The following is a 23,124-nucleotide window of genomic DNA, read 5'->3' as shown; positions in this document are numbered from 1 at the left end:
CGGCAGCGCTTTTTATTACTGCAACCGCTTAAACGGTATGCAGATACCAGTTGTACTCAAGGTCGGAGATGGAGTGTTCGAACTCCTCCAGCTCGCTTTCCTTGCAGGCGACGAAGATATCGATGTACTTCGGATCGATGTACTTGGCCATCACCTCGCTGTCGTCCAGCTCACGCAGGGCATCGCGCAAGTTGTTCGGCAGGCTTTGCTCGTTCTGCTCGTAGCTGTTGCCTTCGACTGGTGCGCCCGGTTCGATCTTGTTGGTCAGACCGTGGTGCACGCCGGCCAGTACCGAAGCCATCAGCAGGTACGGGTTGGCGTCGGCACCGGCCACGCGGTGTTCGATACGCACGGCATCGGCAGAGCCGGTCGGTACGCGAATCGCTACGGTGCGGTTGTCCAGACCCCAGCACGGCGAGTTCGGTACATAGAACTGCGCGCCGAAACGACGGTAGGAGTTGACGTTCGGGCAGAGGAAAGCCATCTGCGCGGGCAGGGTCTCGAGCACACCGCCGATCGCGTGACGCAGCGCGGCGTTCTGCTCGGGATCCTCGCTGGCAAAAATGTTTTTGCCTTCTTTATCCAGAATCGAAATGTGTACGTGCAGACCATTACCTGCCTGGCCCGGATACGGCTTGGCCATGAAGGTGGTATCCATTTCATGGTCGTAGGCGATGTTCTTGATCAGACGCTTGAGCAGTACCGCGTAGTCGCATGCCTTGATCGGGTCGGCGACGTGGTGCAGGTTCACTTCGAACTGCGCCGGAGCACTTTCCTTGACGATAGCGTCGGCCGGGATGCCTTGCTCTTTGGCACCTTCCAGAATGTCCTGGAGGCAGTCGACGTATTCGTCGAGGTCGTCGATCAGGTAGACCTGCGTCGAGTGCGGACGTTTACCTGAGATCGGCGAGCGTGGCGGCTGAGGACGGCCGTTCACGTTTTCCTGGTCGATCAGGTAGAACTCGAGTTCGAATGCGGCGCAAATGGTCAGGCCCAGCTCGTCAAACTTTGCAACAACTTGACGGAGCACTTCGCGCGGATCGGCGAAGAACGGGTCGCCTTCGAGTTCGTGCATGGTCATCAACAGTTGCGCAGTCGGGCGCTTCTGCCATGGCTCGTTGCACAGGGTATCGGGGATTGGATAGCAGATACGATCGGCATCGCCGATGTCCAGGCCCAGGCCGGTGCTTTCCACCGTAGAACCATTGATATCCAGAGCAAATAGAGAGGCCGGCAGGTTGATGCCTTTCTCGTAAACCTTGTGGAGGCTGGTGCGTTCAATGCGCTTGCCGCGCACCACACCATTCATATCCGCAATCAGAAGGTCAACGTACAGAACCTCAGGATGTTCCTTAAGGAACGCGTTCGCTTCGTTAAGCTGAACGGCACGCGGGGGTACCGACATGATGCAACACCTTTGTTGTTAAAAATATCAATCATTGATCTTTTCTGGTTTCAGTCAACCCGAACGGCCTGCCGAAGTCAAGCGAGGCCTTTTTTGCCCTAAAAAAGCGCTGTGAGGGCATTTATGGGGCATTTTTGGGCAGTTTTCTGTCCTGAGGAAGCTTGCCAGCCGCGGGCTTGAGCAGGCCGTGTTGTATTTTTTACGGGGGTGTTGTGTAAAAAAATGAACAAGGCTAAGCTCCGATCAAACCCATAACAGCAATAATACCGGGGTGCTTCATGTCTCGCCTGCCGTTAATCGGCATCACCGACTGCTCGCAACAGTCCGGTCTGCATGCTCATCACATCAGTGGCGACAAATCCGTCCGTAGCGCAGCCAGCAAGGCTCGCGGTCCATCGACGTTGTTCTCGTCAGCAGCAGTCGAAACCATAGCGTCCGATATTCTGGACGTACGGCGAAGCATCCCGTTTATGGCGTCTCCTTCCAATATAGATCTCTTTCACTCCCAAAGCCTGTGCCGTCTTTCAAGCCGTGCTCACGATTCTGCACGCTTGAACTGTGCACAGGAAATGCAACGCCAGCGTAAAGGGCAGGTAAGCTCCTCTTTCATTGTCTATGCGCGGTGCCAGGCGTAAGCCGGTACTGCGCGAGCAAGCCCCCTTTAACGCGACGCTCAAAGCGTCAAACTTTGCCTGACATCCTGTCAGGAGACTCAGCCCAGAGGCATTTATGAGTAACAACCTCGACCAGCTCACCGATTGGTTGAAAGACCACAAGATCACAGAAGTCGAATGCATGATCGCCGACTTGACCGGTATCACCCGGGGCAAGATTTCGCCGACCAACAAGTTCATCGCCGAAAAAGGCATGCGCCTGCCAGAAAGCGTGCTGTTGCAGACCGTAACCGGCGACTACGTCGAAGACGACATCTATTACGAACTGCTCGATCCGGCCGACATCGACATGATCTGCCGCCCCGACCAGAACGCCGTGTACCTGGTGCCGTGGGCCATCGAGCCGACCGCCCAGGTGATCCACGACACCTACGACAAGCAGGGCAACCCGATCGAGCTGTCGCCGCGCAACGTCCTCAAGAAAGTTCTCAAGCTCTATGCCGACAAGGGCTGGCAGCCGATCGTCGCGCCGGAAATGGAGTTCTACCTGACCAAGCGCAGCGACGACCCTGACTATCCGTTGCAGCCTCCGATTGGCCGCTCGGGCCGTCCGGAAATCGGGCGTCAGTCGTTCTCCATTGAAGCGGCGAACGAATTCGATCCGCTGTTCGAAGACGTCTACGACTGGTGCGAACTGCAGGAGCTGGACCTCGACACGCTGATCCACGAAGACGGCACGGCGCAGATGGAAATCAACTTCCGTCACGGTGACGCGCTGTCGCTGGCCGACCAGATTCTGGTGTTCAAACGCACCATGCGCGAAGCCGCACTCAAGCACGACGTGGCCGCGACTTTCATGGCCAAGCCAATGACCGGCGAGCCGGGCAGTGCGATGCACTTGCACCAGAGCATCATCGACATCGAGACCGGCAAGAACGTCTTCTCTAATGAAGACGGGACCATGAGCCAGTTGTTCCTGCATCACATCGGTGGTTTGCAGAAACTGATTCCTGAGTTGTTGCCGCTGTTCGCGCCGAACGTCAACTCGTTCCGCCGCTTCCTGCCAGATACCTCGGCACCGGTGAACGTCGAGTGGGGCGAAGAGAACCGCACCGTGGGCCTGCGCGTACCCGATGCCGGCCCGCAGAACCGCCGCGTGGAAAACCGTCTGCCGGGCGCCGACGCCAACCCGTACCTGGCGATTGCCGCGAGCCTGCTCTGCGGCTACATCGGCATGATCGAAGGCCTCAACCCGAGCGCGCCAGTGGTGGGTCGTGGTTATGAACGCCGCAACCTGCGCCTGCCGTTGACCATCGAAGACGCGCTGGAGCGCATGGAAAACAGCGCCACCATCGAGAAGTACCTGGGCAAAACCTTCATCACTGGCTACGTCGCGGTAAAACGGGCCGAGCATGAAAACTTCAAGCGCGTGATCAGTTCCTGGGAGCGTGAGTACCTGCTCTTCGCCGTCTGATACGCCGGGCGCGGCTGGCAGCAGCCGCGCCTTCACCGATAACAAGGAGAATTGGCATGACCAGCAACAACCCGCAAACCCGCGAGTGGCAAGCACTCAGCAATGATCACCACCTGGCCCCGTTCAGTGACTTCAAGCAACTGAAAGAGAAGGGCCCGCGGATCATTACCAACGCCAAGGGCGTTTACCTGTGGGACAGCGAAGGCAACAAGATTCTCGACGGCATGGCCGGTCTGTGGTGTGTGGCCATCGGTTATGGTCGCGATGAGCTGGCCGACGCGGCCGCCAAACAGATGCGCGAACTGCCGTACTACAACCTGTTCTTCCAGACCGCGCACCCGCCGGCACTGGAACTGGCCAAGGCGATTGCCGACGTGGCGCCGGAAGGCATGAACCACGTGTTCTTCACCGGCTCTGGCTCCGAAGGCAACGACACCATGCTGCGCATGGTTCGCCACTACTGGGCGATCAAAGGCCAGCCGAACAAGAAAGTCATCATCAGCCGCAAGAACGGTTATCACGGTTCGACCGTGGCCGGCGCGAGCCTCGGTGGCATGACGTATATGCACGAGCAGGGCGATTTGCCGATTCCAGGCATCGTCCACATCGCGCAGCCGTACTGGTTCGCCGAGGGTGGCGACATGTCCCCGGAAGAGTTCGGCATCTGGGCGGCCAACCAGCTGGAAGAGAAGATTCTCGAAGTCGGCGTCGACAACGTCGGTGCCTTTATTGCCGAGCCGATCCAGGGCGCCGGCGGCGTGATCATTCCGCCCGATACCTACTGGCCGCGCATCAAGGAAATCCTCGCCAAGTACGACATCCTCTTCGTCGCCGACGAAGTGATTTGTGGTTTCGGCCGTACCGGTGAGTGGTTCGGTAGCGATTTCTACGACCTCAAACCCGACATGATGACCATCGCCAAAGGCCTGACCTCCGGCTACATCCCGATGGGTGGCCTGATCGTCCGTGACAGCGTGGTTGCGGTGCTCAACGAAGGCGGCGATTTCAACCACGGCTTTACTTACTCCGGTCACCCGGTGGCAGCAGCGGTGGGCCTGGAAAACATCCGCATTCTGCGCGACGAAAAAATTATCGAGAACGCCCGCAACGAAACGGCACCGTATTTGCAGAAACGTCTGCGGGAACTGAGCGATCACCCGTTGGTGGGTGAAGTTCGCGGGGTTGGTCTGTTGGGCGCGATCGAGCTGGTGCAGGACAAGGCCACGCGCAAGCGTTATGAAGGTAAGGGCGTCGGCATGATCTGCCGCCAGTTCTGCTTCGACAATGGCCTGATCATGCGCGCTGTGGGCGACACCATGATCATCGCGCCGCCGCTGGTGATCAGCAAAGCCGAGATCGATGAGCTGGTGACCAAGGCACGCAAGTGTCTGGACCTGACCCTCAGTGCGTTGCAAGGCTAAGTGCTAGGCTCTGAGCGGGGGAGCTGCGGCGCTCTCGCTCAAAGCTGTCAGAAAGGCCGGTCTTTTCTTGAAAGACCGCCTCGGATCTTGCCAGACTAACCGCGGTTCCAGTTGTCCGGGTTCGGCCGCTGAACAAAGTGGTTCAAAAAAGAAAAATTTGGAGCATGACGCATGAAGGCATTAGGTAAAAAGCTTGCTGGCAAGACACTTCTCGCGCTGTCCGTGGCGGGCATGATGGCGGGTGCGGTTCACGCGGACGACAAAGTACTGCACGTCTACAACTGGTCCGATTACATCGCGCCGGACACCATCGCCAACTTCGAGAAAGAGTCGGGGATCAAGGTGGTCTACGACGTATTCGACAGTAACGAAACCCTGGAAGCCAAACTGCTCGCGGGCAAGTCCGGCTATGACGTGGTCGTACCGTCGAACAACTTCCTGGCCAAGCAGATCAAGGCTGGCGTTTACCAGGAGCTGGACCAGTCCAAGCTGCCTAACTGGAAGAACCTCAACCAGGAGCTGCTCAAGGCCGTGTCGGTCAGCGACCCGGGCAACAAGCACGCCTTCCCGTACATGTGGGGCTCGATCGGCATCGGTTACAACGCGGAGAAGGTCAAGGCTGCGCTGGGCGTCGACACCATCGATTCGTGGGACGTGCTGCTCAAGCCGGAGAACATCGCCAAACTCAAGGGCTGCGGCGTGAGCTTCCTCGATTCGCCGACCGAAATGCTCCCGGTCGCGCTGCACTACCTGGGCCTGCCAACCGACAGCCAGAAGAAAGAAGACATCAAGAAAGCCGAGGAACTGTTCCTCAAGATTCGTCCTTCGATCACCTACTTCCACTCCTCCAAGTACATCTCGGACCTGGCCAACGGCAACATCTGCGTAGCGGTCGGCTACTCGGGTGACGTGCAGCAGGCCAAGTCGCGTGCCGCCGAGGCCGGTGACAAGGTGAAAGTCAGCTACGCCATTCCGAAAGAAGGCGCGGGCAGCTTCTTCGACATGGTCGCCATCCCTAAAGATGCCGAAAACGTTGAAGGCGCCTACAAGTTCATGACCTTCCTGCAGAAGCCTGAAGTCATGGCCGGCATCACCAACGCCGTACGTTTCCCGAACGGTAACGCCGCTGCAACCGCACTGGTGGAAAAAGACATCACCAGCGATCCAGGCATCTACCCGCCAGCCGACGTGCAGGCCAAGTTGTATGCGATCGCCGACTTGCCGGCCGCGACCCAGCGTGAAATGACCCGCAGCTGGACCAAGATCAAATCCGGTAAATAAGCCGGTTTTAAGCGACAACCGCTGGCCGTCGTCCCCGCGAAGGCGGCCAGTGGATTAATTAAATGACAGGAAGTTTTGCAGGAACGGTTTTTCGAGGGTAAGTTGCGCGCCGGTTTTGTTGCCGGGCAGCCATGGCTGTCATGCAGTGCGGGGCAACTTGGGCCCAACTAATTTAGAGGACCTCCACTTGCCTATTTTTTCTTCTTTGCGCAAAGCCCTGCTGGCCACTGCCGGCCTGACGATCGCCGTCGGAGCCCAGGCCGCCGGTACGGTACATATTTATAACTGGTCCGATTACATCGGCGAGACCACGCTGGCCGATTTCCAGAAAGAAACCGGGATCAAACCGGTCTACGACGTCTTCGACTCCAACGAAACCCTGGAAGGCAAGCTGCTGGCCGGGCGTACCGGTTACGACGTGGTCGTGCCGTCGAACCACTTCCTCGGCAAGCAGATCAAGGCGGGCGCGTTCCAGAAACTCGACAAGTCGCAGCTGCCCAACTATGCCAACCTCGACCCGGTGCTGCTCAAGCGTCTGGAGCAAAACGATCCGGGCAACCTGTACGCCGTGCCGTACCTGTGGGGCACCAACGGCATCGGTTACAACGTCGACAAGGTCAAGGCAGTGCTCGGTATCGACAAGATCGATTCCTGGAGCGTGCTGTTCGAACCCGAGAACATCAAGAAACTGCACAGCTGCGGCGTCGCGTTCCTCGATTCGGCCGATGAAATGATGCCGACCGTGCTCAACTACATGGGCCTGAACGCCAACAGCACCAACACCAAGGACTACGAAAAGGCCACGGCCAAATTGCTCGCCGTGCGTCCGTACGTGACCTATTTCCACTCGTCCAAGTACATCGGCGACCTGGCCAACGGCGATATCTGCGTGGCCATCGGTTTCTCCGGGGACATCTTCCAGGCCAAGCACCGCGCCGAGGAAGCCAAGAAGGGCGTGAACATCGCCTACTCGATCCCGAAAGAAGGCGGCGCGCTGTGGTTCGACATGCTGGCGATTCCGAAGGATTCGTCCAACGTCAAAGAAGCCCACGCCTTTATCAACTATTTGCTGAAACCTGAGGTGATTGCCCAGGTCAGTGATTACGTCGGTTACGCCAACCCCAACCCGGGTTCGGACAAGCTGATGGAACAGTCCATTCGCACCGATGAAGCGGTTTATCCACCGCAAGCAGTACTCGACAAGACCTACGTGTCGACCGAGTTGCCGCCCAATATTCAACGTTTGATGACCCGCAGCTGGACCAAGGTCAAGTCGGGCAAGTAAGGCACAAACTATCCTGGGTTCGTCTGCATTGGGCGAACTGCATTGTTTTTTTCTGGGAGTTTCGTAAATGGCAGTTGCCTCCGGCGCCTATAAGAAAGCCCTCGAGGGCGACCAGACACCGAAACAGGTGTTGGTCAAAATCGACCGGGTCACGAAGAAGTTCGACGAGACGATTGCCGTGGACGATGTGTCCCTGGAAATCAAGAAAGGCGAAATTTTCGCCCTGCTCGGCGGTTCGGGATCGGGCAAATCCACTCTGCTGCGGATGCTGGCAGGGTTCGAACGGCCCACGGAGGGGCGCATTTTTCTCGACGGCGTCGACATCACCGACATGCCGCCGTACGAACGTCCGATCAACATGATGTTCCAGTCGTACGCCTTGTTCCCGCACATGACCGTGGCGCAGAACATCGCCTTCGGCCTTAAGCAGGACAAGATCCCGACGGCTGAAGTTGATGCCCGCGTGGCCGAGATGCTCAAGCTGGTGCAGATGAGTCAGTACGCCAAACGTAAGCCGCATCAACTGTCTGGCGGTCAGCGTCAGCGTGTGGCGCTGGCGCGTTCGCTGGCCAAGCGACCGAAGCTGCTGTTACTTGATGAGCCGATGGGCGCACTCGACAAGAAACTGCGTTCGCAGATGCAGTTGGAACTGGTCGAGATCATCGAGCGCGTCGGCGTGACTTGCGTGATGGTGACCCACGACCAGGAAGAGGCCATGACCATGGCCGAGCGCATCGCGATCATGCACCTGGGCTGGATCGCCCAGATCGGCAGCCCGATCGACATCTACGAAACCCCGACCAGCCGTCTGGTCTGCGAATTCATCGGTAACGTCAACATCTTCGAAGGCGAAGTGATCGACGATGCCGAAGGCCACGCGACCATCACCTGCAAAGACCTCGACCGGCAGATCTACGTCGGCCACGGCATCAGCACCTCGGTGCAGGACAAGTCCGTCACCTACGCGATCCGTCCGGAGAAGCTGCTGGTCACCGCCGATCAACCGACCTGCGAATACAACTGGTCGAGCGGCAAGGTCCACGACATCGCCTACCTTGGCGGTCACTCGGTGTTCTACGTCGAATTGCCGAGCGGCAAACTGGTGCAGTCGTTTGTGGCCAACGCTGAACGTCGCGGCGCGCGTCCGACCTGGGGTGATCAGGTCTACGTGTGGTGGGAAGACGACAGCGGCGTGGTACTCCGCTCATGAACATGCGCAAATTCAAACGTCGCATCAACCGAATAATCCCCAATGGCCGGCAACTGGTCATCGGGGTTCCGTTCATCTGGCTGTTTCTGTTCTTCATGTTGCCGTTCTTCATCGTCCTGAAGATCAGCTTCGCCGAAGCCGACGTGGCCATTCCGCCGTACACCGAGATTTACACGTACGCCGAGCAGAAGCTGCAACTGCTGCTGAACCTGGGCAACTACGCGATGCTGGCGGGCGACGAGTTGTACATCGCCGCTTACCTCGGCTCGTTGAAGATGGCGTTCATCAGCACCGTCCTCTGTCTGCTGATCGGCTACCCGATGGCCTACGCTATCGCCACCGCCCGTAAAGAAATGCAAACGGTGTTGGTATTGCTGATCATGATGCCGACCTGGACCGCGATCCTGATCCGCGTTTACGCGTGGATGGGCATCCTCAGCAACAACGGTTTGCTCAATGGTTTCCTGATGAGCATGGGCTTCATCGACGAGCCGCTGCAGATCCTCAACACCAACCTTGCGGTGTACATCGGTGTTGTTTATTCGTACCTGCCGTTCATGATCCTGCCGCTGTACGCCAACCTGGTGAAGCACGATCACAGCCTGCTGGAAGCCGCTTCCGACCTCGGTTCGAGCACCTTCAACAGCTTCTGGAAAATCACCATTCCACTGTCCAAGAACGGGATCATTGCCGGCTGCATGCTGGTGTTCATCCCGGTGGTCGGTGAGTTCGTGATCCCGGAACTGCTTGGCGGTCCGGAAACCCTGATGATCGGTAAAGTGCTCTGGCAAGAGTTCTTCAATAACCGTGACTGGCCGGTGGCGTCCGCGCTGGCGGTGGTGATGCTGGCGATCCTGATTGTGCCGATCATTCTGTTCAACCGCAGTCAGGCCAAGGAAATGGAGGGTAAAGAATGAAGCGCTTCCGTTTCTCCAGCCTGATGCTGGTCCTGGGTTTGTTGTTTATCTACCTGCCGATGCTGATCCTGGTGATCTACTCGTTCAACGCCTCGAAACTGGTGACGGTGTGGGGCGGCTGGTCGATCAAGTGGTACGTCGGCCTGCTCGACAACACGCAACTGATGGGCTCGGTGCTGCGCTCGCTGGAAATCGCCTGCTACACCGCGGTCGCCGCGGTGGCGCTGGGTACGCTGGCAGCGTTCGTGCTGACCCGTATCACCCGCTTCAAGGGTCGCACGCTGTTCGGCGGTCTGGTCACAGCGCCGTTGGTGATGCCGGAAGTGATCACCGGTCTGTCGCTGTTGCTGCTGTTCGTGGCCATGGCGCAGATGATCGGCTGGCCGCAGGAACGTGGCATCGTCACCATCTGGATCGCCCACACCACATTCTGTGCGGCGTATGTGGCGGTGGTGGTGTCGGCGCGTCTGCGTGAGCTGGACCTGTCGATCGAAGAAGCGGCCATGGACCTCGGTGCACGGCCGTGGAAGGTGTTCTTCCTGATCACCATCCCGATGATCGCGCCGTCGCTGGCGGCGGGCGGCATGATGTCGTTCGCGCTGTCGCTGGATGATCTGGTGCTGGCGAGCTTCGTCTCGGGTCCGGGGTCGACGACCCTGCCGATGGAAGTGTTCTCGGCGGTGCGTCTGGGCGTGAAGCCCGAGATCAACGCGGTGGCCAGTCTGATTCTGCTGGCGGTGTCGATCGTGACCTTCATGGTCTGGTTCTTCAGCCGCCGTGCCGAAGAAGCGCGCAAGAAAGCCATCCAGCAAGCCATCGAAGAAAGCGCAGCCGATTCGTGGAAGCAGCCGGACGTGCGTCGCGCCCCGGCGCCGGAAGCGGCGTAAGCACTAATGGGTTGGCCTCATTCTCGAGGCCAACCCAATTCAAACTGTAGGAGTGAGCCTGCTCGCGATAGCGGAGTGTCAGTCAGGAAATTTCCAACTGACAGGACGCCATCGCGAGCAGGCTCACTCCTACAGGGGATTTACGCAGTCCACGGAGATTGGCGGATGACTTCAACAAAGTTCATCGGCTTGAACCCCGGCTGCTGATCCTTCAGCACATCCGTCTTCACATTGCCAAACGTCGTCTGCGGACGATGCCGCAAGCCATCGGCAAACGCGCAGATGATGCATTCCTTGAAGCCTTCCCCACGCGGGTGCGCATGCACCACCGCTTCACGCTGCACGGTGCTGAACGCCGCGTAATCCATACCCAGCACGTCCATTTCCACACCAGCGGTCACCAGCGCCACGGTTGGACGCAGATGCTTGGGCACGCCCGGCGTGGTGTGCAGGGCAATCGACAGCCAGACCTGCTCGATGTCGTCATCGCTCAACCCGTACGGTTTGAGAAACGCCGCCGCTGCGTTGGCACCGTCCACTTCGAAGCGCTCATCATCACTGCGGTGACCTTCGACCAGACCGAGGTCATGGAACATTGCGCCGACGTACAGCAGCTCCGGGTTGTAAGCCAGTTGCTGGCGCTCGCCGCTCAACGCGCCGAACAGAAAGACCCGACGCGAGTGGTGGTAGAGCAGGTCGGACTCGATGTCGCGGATGTACTCGGTGGTGGCCCGGGCGAGGGCGCTGTCAGGGATTTTGATGCCGGCAATGGTCGTGCTCATGGGGAGTTTCCTCAGTGAACGCCGTCGTGGCGCTGATGAGGAAAGTCTGTTCCCGGCGCTGGAAGCGAACAATCGATGCATGGCTGCGATCCTTGCCAATCCACCTGTGAATCGTGCCAACTCGGCTCAGAGACCAAAAAGGAGCCTCACAGCCATGAGCAAAACCGTCGCCATCGTCGTGTTCCCCGGCGTGCAGTCGCTGGACGTCAGCGGCCCGATGGATGTGTTCGCCGAGGCTAATCGATTCCTGGCGCCCGAGGATCACTATCGGCTCGAAGTAATCGGCGTCGAGCACGGGCCGATGGCCTGTTCCAACGGTTTGACCCTGAATGCCCATCGGCATTTCAGCGAAGCACTCGACGTCTACGACCTGCTGCTGGTCGCTGGTGGGCCGCAACTGCCCTTCATGGATTTCGGCGCGACGTTCGACGGTTGGCTGCGCGGGGCCTGCGCACGGGCACAGCGTTTCGGCTCAATCTGCAACGGCGCGTTTATGCTGGCGCGGGCCGGATTGCTGGAGGCGCGCACCGTCACCACGCACTGGAACGATGCCGAGGCGTTGGCGCAGTTGTGTCCGACAACGCAGGTCGAAGCTGATCGCTTGTATGTCGAGGACGACACGCTCTACACCTCGGCCGGGGTCACGGCGGGAATCGATCTGTCGCTGTACCTGCTGGCGCGGGATCACGGCGCTGAGGTGGCGTTGAGCGTGGCCAAGCGGCTGGTGGTGTTCACCCAGCGTTCCGGTGGGCAGTCACAGTTCAGCCCGTTCCTCACACCGCACGCGGAGCCGACCTCGGCGGTGGCGATGGTGCAGTTGTATGTGCTGGCCAATCTCACGGGCGATCTGACGATTGCCGATCTGGCCAATGCGGCGAACATGAGTGCGCGCAATTTCTCGCGGGTGTTTGCCCGGGAAGCCAAAGTCACCCCGGCGGAGTTCGTCGAGCGGGCGCGGGTGGATGCGGCGCGGGTGATGCTGGAAAGCACGGCGGCGCCGTTGAAGACTGTGGCGTATCAGTGCGGGTTTCGCGATGCGCAACATATGCGCGGGGTGTTTAACCGGCGGCTGGGGGTGACGCCGCAGCAGTTTCGGCTGAATTTTGCGGCGATGGTTTGACCCTCATCGGAACGCCGCCCTCCCAGCCCTCTCCCAGAGGGAGAGGGGGCCGATTCGGGGATATTGGGGAGATACGCCGACGTGATGTTGCTGTACCGAATCCATAATCGACTCGATCTCTCAGGTCGGTGCATAGCGAAAGACACCTCGGTCAGTCCCCTCTCCCTCTGGGAGAGGGCTAGGGTGAGGGGCTTTTAAGGCGCTGCCCGCGCCGGCAACAGCTTCAACGTACTGCGCGTATTCGCCGTCACCTCTTCGGCATTGAAATGCGCCTGCACATACATCCCGTCGACATATGCCTCAGCCTGATCGTCATAGTGACTGTCGAACGGCACGCCACTCTGACCGACCGGGTTGATCGTCAGCCCATGCGCCGGATCGGCAAAATCCACCAGGCGCCGTGTCGACGGCCCGTAAGTCACCGGCCATGGCGCCGGGCCGATCTTCGCCGACAGGTTGTTCGGCACTTCATGGCTGCCCGGCGCCGCAAACGGCCCGACGTTGAATATTCGATCCAGCGGCTTTTGCTGTCCCAACGGATGGCCGTGAGTCAGCGTGTGCGCCGCGCCCCATTTCCACTCGGCAGAGTTATCGCCGAGGGTCAGCTTCAAGTGCTGCATGCTCGCCTGCCACGCCGCGCGCACGACATCGGCACGGGTCTCCTTGTTCGGTGTGCTGCGGTTGTCCCACCACGGTGAATCGGCATTCGCCGCCAGCTTCGGCAGCGCCGCATCAATCACCCGCGTCGACAGCAAGGTGTCGAAAAAGTCATTGCCCAACTCATCACGCATCGCCGCATCGGCCAGGTCGTAGAGGAACTGGTTGAACACCGTCGCACTGACGGAATCCAGCGGATAGTCGCCCGGCCATTGCGCCAGTTGCTCGACCAGTTTCAGTTGTGCCGGATCGCTCACCACCTCACGCAGCACCGGCAGCAACGGCGCGAGCAAACGCGGGCCATAACCGGTCGCCGAGCCCAATTGCAGTTTCTGATTGGCCTCGTTGGTCCACTTCACGCTCTTGTCGCTGAGCTGTCGATTGAGTTGCTGCCCGCGATCGGCAAGGTTGTAGTAACCGGGAATCTCCATGCCGGTCGGCGACAGCGGTTGGAAGTTGGCCGAGACGATATAGCCGCGCGCCGGGTTCTCTTCCTGTGGGTTGGCGCTGAACGGGTAGAAACCGTCCTTGTCCGCCTGATTGCTGCTGCCGTCGAGAATGAATTCCGGCTTCACCCCAGCGGGGCGCTTGGGCAGCAACGCTGAAGCCCACCAGGCGATATCGCCTTTGGCGTTGGCGTAGACGAGGTTCAGCCCTGGTGCCTGCACCTTGGCTGCAGCGGCGCGGGCCTTGGCCAGCGTGTCGGCGCGGTTGAGCTGGTAGAAGCCTTCGAGGATCGGGTTCGGCGTTTCGAGAAACGCCCACCACATGGCGATCGGCGTTTTGCCGGCAGCAGTGCCGAGGGCATCATTGACGATCGGGCCGTGGGGCGATTGGCGCAGGGTGAGGGTGACCGGCGGCTGGCCCTTTACATTGATCTGCTGCTGCGTGACGACCATGTCGGTCCACTGGCCGCGATACCAGACTTGATTCGGGTTATCCGGATTGACCTTCTCGGCGATCAGATCCAGATCGTCGTTCTGGAACATGGTCAGGCTCCAGCCGAAATCCAGGTTGTGCCCCAGAAACGCGAACGGCACCAGCGCCTGATGATGGCCGTACAGCTCGAAGCCCGGCGCCGACAATTGCGCCTCGTACCACACCGACGGCACCGAGAAGCGAATGTGCGGATCACCCGCCAGCAGAGGTTTGCCACTCTGACTGCGGCTACCGGCGATGACCCAGGCGTTGCTACCTTCGAACTGCGGCAGGCCATGGTCGATCAGCGCTTGTTCGCTGAGGCGGGCGAGGGCGTTGAGGTCTTTCCAGTCGCCGGCGGCGAGGACCGGCGCAGGTTTGGCGTGACCGTTGGCCAGCACACCATTGGGTTGCCAGTCGAGATCGAAGACCTTGAGGTAATCAGCGCCGAGTTGATCGCGCACATAGGTCAGCAACGGCTCGGTGCGAAACGCCGCCGCAAAGCTGTAGGCCATGTAGCCGGCGACGCTGATGCTGTCTTCCGCGGTGAACGGCCGCTTGGGGATGCCCAGCACGTCAAACTCGATCGGTGCGGCGTGGGTGTCCTGATATTGGTTAATGCCATCCAGATAGGCTTGCAGGCCCTTCCACGCCGGTGACTGTTTATCGAGATTGGCGACGTAACTGGCCGCGCGTTCGCGGATGCGCAGGCTGCGGAACAGTTTGTCGGTGTCGAGCAGTTTCGGCCCGAGCACTTCGGCCAGTTCGCCACGGGCGAGGCGGCGCATGGCTTCCATCTGGAACAGCCGGTCCTGGGCATGCACATAACCGAGGGCGCGATAGAGGTCGGTTTCGTTCTCGGCACGCAGGTGTGGCACGCCGCGCTCGTCGTAGCGCACGGTCACCGATCCCTGCAGATTGCGCAGTTCGACCTGGCCCTGGCGCGTGGGTTGTTTGCTGTAGATATATCCGCCGACGCCGGCAAGCAGCACAACGATGAGCAAGGCAAGAACGGTGAACACGCGCTTCATGGTGACTCCTTGTGCATGCGGGAATGCCGCCCGTCGGGCTGCAAACAATTAGCACAGACCTTCTGTGCCGTGCAGCGCTGTCCTTGAAAAGTCCGGAATGCCTTACGGCGTTTCCACCGGCCACGGGCAGTAACACCCGACCGCCAAGGTGTGCGTGGCGTTGACCGGGCGATCTTCCGTCAGGGCATTCAAAATCGGTTCGATAAAGCTGTTGCTGGAATTGCAGGTCAGGCCTTCACTGTACGGGCCGAAGTACGCCAGTTTGCCGCTGCGATCCCAGATCGCCACGGCCGGGCTGGCCGGAACCTGTTCGGAGCCGGGCAATATCGTGATGGTTTTCAGACTGCTGAGGGTCGCGGGCAACTGTCCGTGGCTGCCGGTTTTCTGCACGGCGAAGAACTCCACGCCTTTGCCGCCGAACTGCTCGACCATCTCGGTCAGGTGCTGTTGATTGCCGACGTTGCACGGGCAGGCCGGGTCCCAGAAATGTACCAGGCGAATCTTGCCAGGACCGGCGAGGTTGTCCGGCAGGCGCAGCGGATCACCGGAAAACACCGCCGTGTGTTCGCTGAACGCGCGCAGATAACGCCCCTGAAACCAGTCGTACGCCGCCCACAGTACCCCGGCGCAAATCAGCGCGAGCAGGCTGGCAAACAGTGCGGTGCGGTAGGGCGAACGCATGGTTTTCGATCCTCGGAAGGTCGGCTAGCTTGCCATGTCTGTCACTACAGATGAATATCGCAGGCCGATAAAGTCTGTTTACCGCTTTGGAATTCCCGCATGCCTGCCACTTTCGATCCCGATCAAATCCGCGCCAGCCTCAAGCCTTTGGCCGAGTGGCAGGCGTTGTCGGACGAGGCCAAGGCCTACCAGCGCTTCTACCAGACCGACTTTCCCCATCGCGATGTCTGGCGTGGCATGGGCCGTTTCGAAGTCGATGGCTATGAAGTGGTCAGCCATTGCTGGTGGCCGGAGAAGGTCAAGGCGACGCTGTTTCTGCTGCACGGTTACTACGATCACACCGGGCTGTATCGGCATGTGATCGAGTGGGCGCTGGATCAGGATTTTGCGGTAATCGCCTGTGATTTGCCGGGGCATGGTCTGTCGAGCGGGCCGCGCGCGAGCATCCGCGATTTCTCTGAATACCAGGACGTCCTGCAAGCGTTGTTCGCCGAAGCGCAGTCGATCGCGTTGCCGCAGCCGTGGCACTTGTGCGGGCAAAGCACCGGCGGGGCGATTGTGGTTGATCACCTGCTCAACCATGGTGAAAACAGCCCGGCGCAGGGCCAGGTGATTTTGCTGGCGCCGCTGGTGCGTCCAAGGGCATGGGGCTGGTCGCAATTTAGTTATTACCTGCTCCGGCCTTTCGTTCGGGGTGTCACGCGACGCTTTAGCGAGAATTCCAATGACCCGGATTTCCTGCCGTTTCTCCAGGCCGATCCGTTGCAGCCACGGCGCTTGCCGACCAAATGGGTGGGCGCGCTGTCACGCTGGATCATCCGCGTCGAGCACGCGAAAAAAAGTCCGCGACGGCCGCTGATCATTCAGGGGCAGGCGGACATGACGGTGGACTGGCAACACAATTTGCAGGTGATGAAGTGGAAGTTCGACCGGCCGCAGATTCTGCTATTGGCCGAGGCGCGGCATCATCTGGCGAATGAGACGGTGGAGATGCGTGAGGAGTATTTCGAATTTCTGAGCAAGCGGATAAGGGGCAGGAATCTGTAGCGTCTGTGAGGGCCCTTTCGCGAGCAAGCTCGCTCCCACAGGGGCTTGGGGATGTTCACAATTTTGTGTTCGCTGAAGATCCAAAATGTGGGAGCGAGCTTGCTCGCGAAGGCGGTTTGTCAGGCAACAAGGATCACTGCCCGACCGCCAACCCCGCCCGAATCGCCGCCAGCGCCGCTTGGTAATACGCCTTGCCTTCAGTCGATTCGGCAAATGTCGCAAACTCTTCCAGCTCTTCATCAGACAAGTCGCGATAGACATAGAGCAGCGTGTTATTCATGTCCGCGCCAATCTGATCCATCAAACGCTGGCGCTGACCATTGAGCATGCCCTGCGCCTGACCGCCACCGAGCAATCCCGGGATCATCGAACTCAAACTGTCCGCCGCCACGCCGGCAATCGCCAGGCTCACTTCGGCGCCGGCCTCACGCGCCGGCAAGGCCTGAGCGAGGTGGCCAATGATCAGCAGACGGCTGTCGCTGGCCTGCATCTTCGGCAAGCCCTTGGCATTTTTCGCCAGTTGATCGCGACGGGTGGCGAGCAATTCAGCCGCGACAATTTTCTTGCCCAGCGGCGATTGAAAGAAAGTCAGGGCCGGTTTTGGATCAGCGAGCTTCTGCCGCAATTGCGCCTCGGCGCGTTGATCCACAGCTTGCGGGGCGAAGCGCTGGTTGCTGTTGTTCACCAGTGCCTGAAACACGGCGGGCGGCAGGCTGTTCTGGTAGCGCTGCTGCGCGGCGGTCAGGGCGTCATTGAAATGCGCACGTTGATCTGGCCAGCCGGCGACCTTGTACAACTGATCGTGGCCGTCCGCCCAAGCGGGCAAAACGCAGAACATCAACAGTGAAAAAAGCAAACGGCGCATAGGGACTCCTGTCAGCAGCGGACTATTCTCCGTGCGGTGCCGGTACTTGTCGAGAATTCGTAGCAAGCCGCCGCGTGGCTCTGTCGGATTTCTTGCCGCCGACATACTATGCGCGCCATGCAAATATCCTCTGAACACCCACTGCTGTTACGCATCGTCGACGACCTGGCGGAACACGGCTGGTCGCAGCAGAACATATTCCTGCCCGCCGGTTTGACCCGCGAGCTGGCGGCCGAGTGCCGTAAACGTGAGGCCGAGGGTGAGCTGGCGCCGGCGGCTGTCGGTCGCGGGCCGTTTTCAGAGATCCGCGAAGGGATTCGGGGCGACCACATTCAGTGGATCGACCCCGGCCAGGCCGAGGCCAGCGACCGTTATCTGAACTTGATGGAAAGCCTGCGTGAGGCGCTTAACCGTGGCCTGTTTCTCGGGCTTGAGGATTTTGAATGCCATTTCGCGCTGTATCCGCCGGGCGCGTTCTATCGCAGGCATGTCGACCGTTTTCGCGACGATGACAAGCGCATGGTCTCAGTGGTGGTCTACCTCAATGATGCCTGGCTGCCGGAGGATGGGGGTCAATTGCGAATGTACCTGAGCGATGAGCGCGTGCACGACGTGCAACCTACCGGCGGTTGCCTGGTGGTGTTCCTTTCCGGTGAAGTGCCTCATGAAGTGCTGCCGGCGAACCGCGAGCGCCTGTCGCTGACCGGCTGGTTCCGCCGCCGTGGCAACGAGCCGTTCTGAGATGGAAAAGATTCTGGTCAGCCGCTGCCTGTTGGGCCATCGCGTGCGTTACGACGGTGGCGCGAGCGGGCCGTTCGATCTGCTCGAGCAGTGGATCGCTGAAGGGCGGGTGGTGCCGCTGTGTCCGGAGGTCGCGGGTGGTTTGCCGACGCCACGGGCGGCGGCAGAGATTCCGGGCGGGCAGGGTGGTGAAGTGCTCGATGGTGTCGCGGCGGTGATCACTACCGAGGGCGAGGATGTCAGTGCGCAGTTTCTGGATGGCGCGCGGCAGGCGCTGGCGCTGGTGCAGAAATATGGCATCCGCGTGGCAGTGCTGAAGGCCAATAGTCCTTCTTGCGGGAATTTGCTGACTTACGACGGGACGTTCAGTGGGGTCAAAGTCAGTGGCGAAGGCGTGACGGCCGCGTTGCTCAAGCGTCATGGTGTGCAGGTTTTCAGTGAACTGGAATTGCCGCAGGCCGCGCTGGCACTGGCTGCTTTGGACTGATCCTGAATCGTTGCCCTCACCCCAGCCCTCTCCCGGAGGGAGAGGGGGCCGACCGTGGTGTCTGGCGTTGTCCATCGACCTGAAACACCTAGTCGATTATGGATTCAACACAGCCATGACCGATCGATTATGGACTCGACAATGCCATGACCGGTCGATTTCGGATTCGGTATAGCAATCCCAGGTCGGCGTACCTCTAAAGCATCCCCCATTCAGTCCCCTCTCCCTCTGGGAGAGGGCTAGGGTGAGGGGCCTTTAAGGCTTCAACCACTTCTCGGTCAACGCCGCCAAACGCCCATCCGCCCTGATCCGCTCCATCGCACTCGCAAGACTGGCCTGAAACGCCGGATTGCCCTTCTGAAACGGAATCGCCAACTCCACCGGCGCTGCCGCTTTCGGCTTCTCTTCAGTCAATGCCTGCACCAGCACCATCGGCCGTGGCTGCTCATCCTTCTTCGCCAGCAACTGCGAATCGACCTCGCCGTAAGGCGCGCTGAAGTCGAAACGATCCTTGAGCTCCGGTGTCAGTGCTATGTGGTTGAGCGCAACGTCGTACTTGCCGCTTTCAACGCCCTGGAGCAGGTCGGCTTCGTCAGTGACAATGAAGTCGGCGCGCACATCCAGCTCGTTGGCCAGCAGTTGCCCAAGCTCGACCTCGAACCCCGTGAGTGTGTCGCCTTCCTTGAAATTGAAGGGCGGTGTATTAGCCTCAAGGGCTATGCGCAGCTCGCCACGGTCGTTGACGTCATCAATCAGTTCGGCGTGAGCCAAAGGGCTCAGAAGGGGTAGCAGGCAGATCAGGCCAGGCAGAAAGCGCATGGTCACTCCTTTGAAATCATTATCGCGACGCTCTGATTCAGGCTCGCTTTGCTATGGTTGTCGAGTGCCTTCGACAACGAATGGTCATGAAGTTGTCATGACCGTGCGGATTTTACGGAAAAACTGGAGAAGAAAATGAAAAGCTTTATGTCACGTGCAGCGTTCGCGGGTGTGCTGATGGGCGTTTCGGTGCTGGCCAGTGCTGCCACACCGGCCCCCAAAGGCGCCGAAGTGTTCATCGTTTCTCCCGAAGACGGGGCCACGGTTTCGCAGACCTTCACCGTCAAATTCGGTACCAAGGACGTCGCACTGGCGCCGGCCGGTGATGTCACCAAGAACACCGGTCACCATCACCTGCTGATCGACGCCAAGGAAATTGTTCCTGCCGGTTCGGTCGTCCCTACCGATGCCAACCATATGCACTTCGGCAAGGCGCAGACCCAGGCTGACATCAAGCTCGCCCCGGGCAAACACACCTTGCAGCTGGAACTTGGCGACAGCGGTCACATGGCATTCGACCCGCCAATCGTCTCGAAGAAAATCACCATCAACGTCGAATAACCTTTTCGCCGTGCATGAAAAAGGGAGCCCGAAGGCTCCCTTTTTTTATCGCTCAACGCTAAATCAGAACAACACGCGGCTACGGATGGTGCCGTTGATGTGCTGCAGCTTCTCTTGCGCCAGGTCCGAGTACTCGGCGTCGACGTCGATTACCACGTAGCCAACCTTTTCGTTGGTCTGCAGGAACTGACCGGAGATGTTGATGCCGTTTTCGGCGAAGACCTTGTTGATCTCGCTCATCACACCCGGGATGTTCTCGTGGATGTGCAGCAGGCGGTGTTTGCCAGGGTGAGCCGGCAGGGCCACTTCCGGGAAGTTCACCGACGATACCGAAGTACCGTTGTCGCTGTACTTGACCAGTTTCTCTGCCACTTCCAGACCGATGTTGGCTTGCGCTTCGGCGGTCGAACCACCGATGTGCGGAGTCAGGATCACGTTGTCGAGGCCACGCAGCGGGCTTTCGAACTCTTCGTCGTTGGAGCGAGGCTCCACCGGGAATACGTCGATGGCCGCGCCGATCAGGTGCTTGTCCTTGATCGCGTCCGCCAGGGCGTCCAGTTCGACCACGGTGCCGCGCGCGGCGTTGATCAGGATGCCGCCCTTCTTGATGGCGCGGATTTCCTTCTCGCCGATCATCCACTGGGTCGCAGCGGTTTCCGGAACGTGCAGGGTGACGATGTCGGACATGCCCAGCAGCTCGGTCAGGCTGCCGATCTGAGTAGCGTTGCCCAGTGGCAGCTTGGTCACGGTGTCATAGAAGTACACCTGCATGCCCAGACCTTCAGCCAGAACCGACAGCTGCGTACCGATCGAGCCGTAGCCGACGATGCCGAGTTTCTTGCCACGGATCTCGAAGGAGTTGGCTGCGGACTTGATCCAGCCGCCACGGTGGCAGGAAGCGTTTTTCTCAGGGATGCCGCGCAGCAGCAGGATTGCTTCGGCCAGCACCAGCTCGGCAACGGAGCGGGTGTTGGAGTACGGCGCGTTGAACACGGCGATACCGCGCTCGCGGGCAGCACTCAGGTCAACCTGGTTGGTGCCGATGCAGAAACAGCCGACCGCGACCAGCTTCTTCGCATGATCGAAGATCTCTTCGGTCAGTTGGGTGCGCGAACGAATGCCGATGAAGTGAGCGTCAGCGATCTTTTCCTTGAGCTGGGCTTCCGGCAAGGAACCTGTCAGGTATTCGATGCTGGTGTAGCCCGCCGCCTTGAGGACGTCGACAGCCGATTGGTGGACGCCTTCGAGAAGAAGGAACTTGATCTTGCTCTTATCGAGAGAAGTCTTGCTCATCTGCGTAAACCTGTATCCCGGAGAAAAATGGCAGGGAGGGGAGCAGCCTGGAGCTGACCCAAACGGCAGGAAAGCCGTTACCGCAGAACTGGCCTTGGGCACTGGCCTGCGGGGTCGGTATGCTAGCATAGCCTCCCCGCTAAACACTCATTCCTGCGACGTGAAGCGTTCTCAGGATGACCATGAATTGTTCGAGAGTTCTGTCGATGACCAATCCTGCCCTGATTGATGAACTGAAGACCCTGGTCGAGCCTGGCAAGGTCCTGACCGACGCCGACTCCCTGAATGCGTACGGCAAGGATTGGACCAAGCACTTCGCCCCGGCGCCAAGCGCCATCGTGTTTCCCAAGTCCATCGAGCAGGTGCAGGCGGTGGTCCGTTGGGCCAACACGCACAAGGTGGCGCTGGTGCCATCGGGCGGGCGCACCGGGCTTTCTGCCGCTGCGGTGGCCGCGAATGGCGAAGTGGTCGTCTCGTTCGACTACATGAATCAGATTCTTGACGTGAACCTCACCGACCGCACCGCCGTTTGTCAGCCGGGCGTGGTCACCGAGCATTTGCAGAACGTCGCCGAAGAAAAGGGCCTGTACTACCCGGTCGATTTCGCTTCGGCAGGTTCCAGCCAGATTGGCGGCAATATCGGCACCAATGCCGGCGGGATCAAGGTTATTCGCTACGGCATGACTCGTAACTGGGTAGCCGGCATGAAAGTCGTCACCGGCAAGGGCGACGTGCTCGAACTGAATAAAGACCTGATCAAGAACGCCACCGGCTATGACTTGCGCCAGTTGTTCATCGGCGCTGAAGGCACCCTCGGTTTCGTCGTCGAAGCGACCATGCGTCTGGATCGTGCGCCGAAGAATCTCACCGCGATGGTTCTCGGCACCGCCGATTTCGACTCGATCATGCCGGTGCTGCACGCTTTCCAGGGCAAGCTCGATCTGACCGCGTTCGAATTCTTCTCCGATAAGGCCCTGGCCAAGGTCATGGGCCGTGGCGACGTACCGGCGCCATTCGAAACCGACTGTCCGTTCTATGCGTTGCTGGAGTTTGAAGCGACTACTGAAGAAGTGGCCAACAGCGCACTGGAAACCTTCGAGCATTGCGTCGAGCAGGGCTGGGTGCTGGACGGTGTGATGAGCCAGAGCGAAACCCAGCTGCAGAACCTGTGGAAACTGCGCGAGTACATCTCCGAAACCATCTCGCACTGGACGCCGTACAAGAACGACATCTCGGTCACCGTGTCGAAAGTGCCAGCGTTCCTGAAGGAAATCGACGCGATCGTCGGCGAACACTATCCAGACTTCGAAATTGTCTGGTTCGGCCACATCGGCGACGGCAACCTGCACTTGAACATTCTCAAGCCGGATAACCTGAGCAAGGACGAGTTCTTCGCCAAATGCGCGACCGTCAACAAGTGGGTGTTCGAAACCGTCGAGAAGTACAACGGTTCGATCTCCGCCGAGCACGGCGTGGGCATGACCAAACGCGACTACTTGACCTACAGCCGCTCGCCGGTTGAGATCGAGTACATGAAAGCGGTGAAAGCGGTGTTCGACCCGAACGGCATCATGAACCCGGGCAAGATCTTCGCGGTTTGATCTGTAATCTTTGATGAATCAATGAAG

General features: G+C 59.5%; 20 protein-coding genes. 13 read left to right on the top strand and 7 right to left on the bottom strand.

The annotated features are described in order from the left end of the window. Positions 1 to 28: 28 nt before the first annotated feature. Positions 29 to 1,405, bottom strand: coding sequence for a glutamine synthetase family protein (locus tag H8F23_RS24830; RefSeq protein WP_038358985.1), 1,377 nt, complete (start codon positions 1,403 to 1,405; stop codon positions 29 to 31). Positions 1,406 to 2,134: 729 nt separating this feature from the next. Between H8F23_RS24830 and H8F23_RS24825 the strand changes: the two genes are divergently transcribed. The 7 genes from H8F23_RS24825 (at position 2,135) to H8F23_RS24795 (ending at position 10,494) form a co-directional block, all read left to right on the top strand. Beyond that, positions 2,135 to 3,493 carry a glutamine synthetase family protein gene (locus H8F23_RS24825; protein WP_099757459.1) on the top strand — a complete coding sequence of 453 codons (1,359 nt, stop codon included), beginning with the start codon at positions 2,135 to 2,137 and terminating at the stop codon, positions 3,491 to 3,493. Positions 3,494 to 3,549: 56 nt separating this feature from the next. After that, positions 3,550 to 4,914, top strand: coding sequence for an aspartate aminotransferase family protein (locus tag H8F23_RS24820; RefSeq protein WP_194936143.1), 1,365 nt, complete (start codon positions 3,550 to 3,552; stop codon positions 4,912 to 4,914). 171 nt (positions 4,915 to 5,085) lie between these two features. Next, positions 5,086 to 6,195 carry a polyamine ABC transporter substrate-binding protein gene (locus H8F23_RS24815; protein ID WP_194936142.1) on the top strand — a complete coding sequence of 370 codons (1,110 nt, stop codon included), beginning with the start codon at positions 5,086 to 5,088 and terminating at the stop codon, positions 6,193 to 6,195. A gap of 187 nt (positions 6,196 to 6,382) precedes the next feature. Further along, complete coding sequence (locus H8F23_RS24810) at positions 6,383 to 7,480, top strand: polyamine ABC transporter substrate-binding protein (protein WP_099757457.1); 1,098 nt, start codon at positions 6,383 to 6,385, stop codon at positions 7,478 to 7,480. Between the two features lie 67 nt (positions 7,481 to 7,547). Further along, complete coding sequence (locus tag H8F23_RS24805) at positions 7,548 to 8,690, top strand: ABC transporter ATP-binding protein (protein ID WP_194936141.1); 1,143 nt, start codon at positions 7,548 to 7,550, stop codon at positions 8,688 to 8,690. 35 nt (positions 8,691 to 8,725) lie between these two features. Continuing rightward, on the top strand, positions 8,726 to 9,607 hold the full coding sequence (locus H8F23_RS24800) for an ABC transporter permease subunit (protein WP_177413063.1): 882 nt from the start codon (positions 8,726 to 8,728) through the stop codon (positions 9,605 to 9,607). Further along, a complete protein-coding gene (locus H8F23_RS24795) occupies positions 9,604 to 10,494 on the top strand; it encodes an ABC transporter permease subunit (protein WP_093429780.1) in 891 nt (296 codons plus the stop codon). The genes H8F23_RS24800 and H8F23_RS24795 overlap by 4 nt, the downstream gene beginning before the upstream one ends. Before the next feature lie 140 nt (positions 10,495 to 10,634). On the opposite strand, the gene H8F23_RS24790 is transcribed toward H8F23_RS24795, so the two are convergent. Further along, positions 10,635 to 11,276: an HD domain-containing protein gene (locus tag H8F23_RS24790; RefSeq protein WP_194936140.1), complete on the bottom strand. Its 642-nt coding sequence runs from the start codon at positions 11,274 to 11,276 to the stop codon at positions 10,635 to 10,637. Between the two features lie 154 nt (positions 11,277 to 11,430). Between H8F23_RS24790 and H8F23_RS24785 the strand changes: the two genes are divergently transcribed. Beyond that, positions 11,431 to 12,396, top strand: a complete 966-nt coding sequence (locus H8F23_RS24785) for a GlxA family transcriptional regulator (RefSeq protein WP_194936139.1) — start codon at positions 11,431 to 11,433, stop codon at positions 12,394 to 12,396. 194 nt (positions 12,397 to 12,590) lie between these two features. Here H8F23_RS24785 and H8F23_RS24780 read toward each other — a convergent pair whose 3' ends face one another. Further along, positions 12,591 to 15,002: a penicillin acylase family protein gene (locus H8F23_RS24780; protein ID WP_194936138.1), complete on the bottom strand. Its 2,412-nt coding sequence runs from the start codon at positions 15,000 to 15,002 to the stop codon at positions 12,591 to 12,593. 102 nt (positions 15,003 to 15,104) lie between these two features. After that, the gene (locus H8F23_RS24775) at positions 15,105 to 15,683 is read right to left on the bottom strand and encodes a DUF6436 domain-containing protein (protein ID WP_194936137.1); all 579 of its coding nucleotides are present in this window, start codon (positions 15,681 to 15,683) and stop codon (positions 15,105 to 15,107) included. Positions 15,684 to 15,782: 99 nt separating this feature from the next. Here H8F23_RS24775 and H8F23_RS24770 point away from each other — a divergent pair, with 99 nt between their 5' ends. Further along, positions 15,783 to 16,730 carry a phospholipase BipL gene (locus H8F23_RS24770; protein WP_194936136.1) on the top strand — a complete coding sequence of 316 codons (948 nt, stop codon included), beginning with the start codon at positions 15,783 to 15,785 and terminating at the stop codon, positions 16,728 to 16,730. A 133-nt stretch (positions 16,731 to 16,863) separates the two neighbouring features. Here the strand turns inward: H8F23_RS24770 and H8F23_RS24765 are convergent, their stop codons facing one another. Next, positions 16,864 to 17,595: a DUF2059 domain-containing protein gene (locus tag H8F23_RS24765; protein WP_007913867.1), complete on the bottom strand. Its 732-nt coding sequence runs from the start codon at positions 17,593 to 17,595 to the stop codon at positions 16,864 to 16,866. Between the two features lie 108 nt (positions 17,596 to 17,703). On the opposite strand from H8F23_RS24765, the gene H8F23_RS24760 reads away from it, so the two are divergent. Both H8F23_RS24760 and H8F23_RS24755 read left to right on the top strand, forming a co-directional pair. Further along, complete coding sequence (locus tag H8F23_RS24760; RefSeq protein ID WP_093429787.1) at positions 17,704 to 18,336, top strand: 2OG-Fe(II) oxygenase; 633 nt, start codon at positions 17,704 to 17,706, stop codon at positions 18,334 to 18,336. A gap of 1 nt (position 18,337) precedes the next feature. Next, positions 18,338 to 18,823, top strand: a complete 486-nt coding sequence (locus H8F23_RS24755; protein ID WP_194936135.1) for a DUF523 domain-containing protein — start codon at positions 18,338 to 18,340, stop codon at positions 18,821 to 18,823. 255 nt (positions 18,824 to 19,078) lie between these two features. On the opposite strand, the gene H8F23_RS24750 is transcribed toward H8F23_RS24755, so the two are convergent. Further along, positions 19,079 to 19,642 (bottom strand): transporter substrate-binding domain-containing protein, encoded by a 564-nt coding sequence (locus H8F23_RS24750; protein ID WP_194936134.1) that lies wholly within the window; start codon positions 19,640 to 19,642, stop codon positions 19,079 to 19,081. Positions 19,643 to 19,777: 135 nt separating this feature from the next. Between H8F23_RS24750 and H8F23_RS24745 the strand changes: the two genes are divergently transcribed. Further along, positions 19,778 to 20,203: a DUF4399 domain-containing protein gene (locus H8F23_RS24745; RefSeq protein WP_102901377.1), complete on the top strand. Its 426-nt coding sequence runs from the start codon at positions 19,778 to 19,780 to the stop codon at positions 20,201 to 20,203. Between the two features lie 63 nt (positions 20,204 to 20,266). Here H8F23_RS24745 and serA read toward each other — a convergent pair whose 3' ends face one another. Beyond that, on the bottom strand, positions 20,267 to 21,496 hold the full coding sequence (gene serA, locus H8F23_RS24740; protein ID WP_008085296.1) for a phosphoglycerate dehydrogenase: 1,230 nt from the start codon (positions 21,494 to 21,496) through the stop codon (positions 20,267 to 20,269). A gap of 206 nt (positions 21,497 to 21,702) precedes the next feature. Between serA and H8F23_RS24735 the strand changes: the two genes are divergently transcribed. Further along, the gene (locus H8F23_RS24735) at positions 21,703 to 23,097 is read left to right on the top strand and encodes an FAD-binding oxidoreductase (protein WP_194936133.1); all 1,395 of its coding nucleotides are present in this window, start codon (positions 21,703 to 21,705) and stop codon (positions 23,095 to 23,097) included. Positions 23,098 to 23,124 lie beyond the last annotated feature (27 nt).

Origin of the sequence: Pseudomonas neuropathica (genome assembly GCF_015461835.1) — a bacterium.
In the GTDB taxonomy this organism is placed as follows: domain Bacteria; phylum Pseudomonadota; class Gammaproteobacteria; order Pseudomonadales; family Pseudomonadaceae; genus Aquipseudomonas; species Aquipseudomonas neuropathica.
This window is presented reverse-complemented; position numbering and strand designations above follow the sequence as displayed.

What these genes read in the sequence shown, in the direction of transcription:
- H8F23_RS24830 (WP_038358985.1), bottom strand. Translation starts at nt 1,405, where the DNA reads ATGTCGGTACCCCCGCGTGCCGTTCAGCTTAACGAAGCGAACGCGTTC.
- H8F23_RS24825 (WP_099757459.1), top strand. Translation starts at nt 2,135, where the DNA reads ATGAGTAACAACCTCGACCAGCTCACCGATTGGTTGAAAGACCACAAG.
- H8F23_RS24820 (WP_194936143.1), top strand. Translation starts at nt 3,550, where the DNA reads ATGACCAGCAACAACCCGCAAACCCGCGAGTGGCAAGCACTCAGCAAT.
- H8F23_RS24815 (WP_194936142.1), top strand. Translation starts at nt 5,086, where the DNA reads ATGAAGGCATTAGGTAAAAAGCTTGCTGGCAAGACACTTCTCGCGCTG.
- H8F23_RS24805 (WP_194936141.1), top strand. Translation starts at nt 7,548, where the DNA reads ATGGCAGTTGCCTCCGGCGCCTATAAGAAAGCCCTCGAGGGCGACCAG.
- H8F23_RS24795 (WP_093429780.1), top strand. Translation starts at nt 9,604, where the DNA reads ATGAAGCGCTTCCGTTTCTCCAGCCTGATGCTGGTCCTGGGTTTGTTG.
- H8F23_RS24790 (WP_194936140.1), bottom strand. Translation starts at nt 11,276, where the DNA reads ATGAGCACGACCATTGCCGGCATCAAAATCCCTGACAGCGCCCTCGCC.
- H8F23_RS24785 (WP_194936139.1), top strand. Translation starts at nt 11,431, where the DNA reads ATGAGCAAAACCGTCGCCATCGTCGTGTTCCCCGGCGTGCAGTCGCTG.
- H8F23_RS24780 (WP_194936138.1), bottom strand. Translation starts at nt 15,002, where the DNA reads ATGAAGCGCGTGTTCACCGTTCTTGCCTTGCTCATCGTTGTGCTGCTT.
- H8F23_RS24775 (WP_194936137.1), bottom strand. Translation starts at nt 15,683, where the DNA reads ATGCGTTCGCCCTACCGCACCGCACTGTTTGCCAGCCTGCTCGCGCTG.
- H8F23_RS24770 (WP_194936136.1), top strand. Translation starts at nt 15,783, where the DNA reads ATGCCTGCCACTTTCGATCCCGATCAAATCCGCGCCAGCCTCAAGCCT.
- H8F23_RS24765 (WP_007913867.1), bottom strand. Translation starts at nt 17,595, where the DNA reads ATGCGCCGTTTGCTTTTTTCACTGTTGATGTTCTGCGTTTTGCCCGCT.
- H8F23_RS24760 (WP_093429787.1), top strand. Translation starts at nt 17,704, where the DNA reads ATGCGCGCCATGCAAATATCCTCTGAACACCCACTGCTGTTACGCATC.
- H8F23_RS24755 (WP_194936135.1), top strand. Translation starts at nt 18,338, where the DNA reads ATGGAAAAGATTCTGGTCAGCCGCTGCCTGTTGGGCCATCGCGTGCGT.
- H8F23_RS24750 (WP_194936134.1), bottom strand. Translation starts at nt 19,642, where the DNA reads ATGCGCTTTCTGCCTGGCCTGATCTGCCTGCTACCCCTTCTGAGCCCT.
- H8F23_RS24745 (WP_102901377.1), top strand. Translation starts at nt 19,778, where the DNA reads ATGAAAAGCTTTATGTCACGTGCAGCGTTCGCGGGTGTGCTGATGGGC.
- serA (WP_008085296.1), bottom strand. Translation starts at nt 21,496, where the DNA reads ATGAGCAAGACTTCTCTCGATAAGAGCAAGATCAAGTTCCTTCTTCTC.
- H8F23_RS24735 (WP_194936133.1), top strand. Translation starts at nt 21,703, where the DNA reads ATGACCAATCCTGCCCTGATTGATGAACTGAAGACCCTGGTCGAGCCT.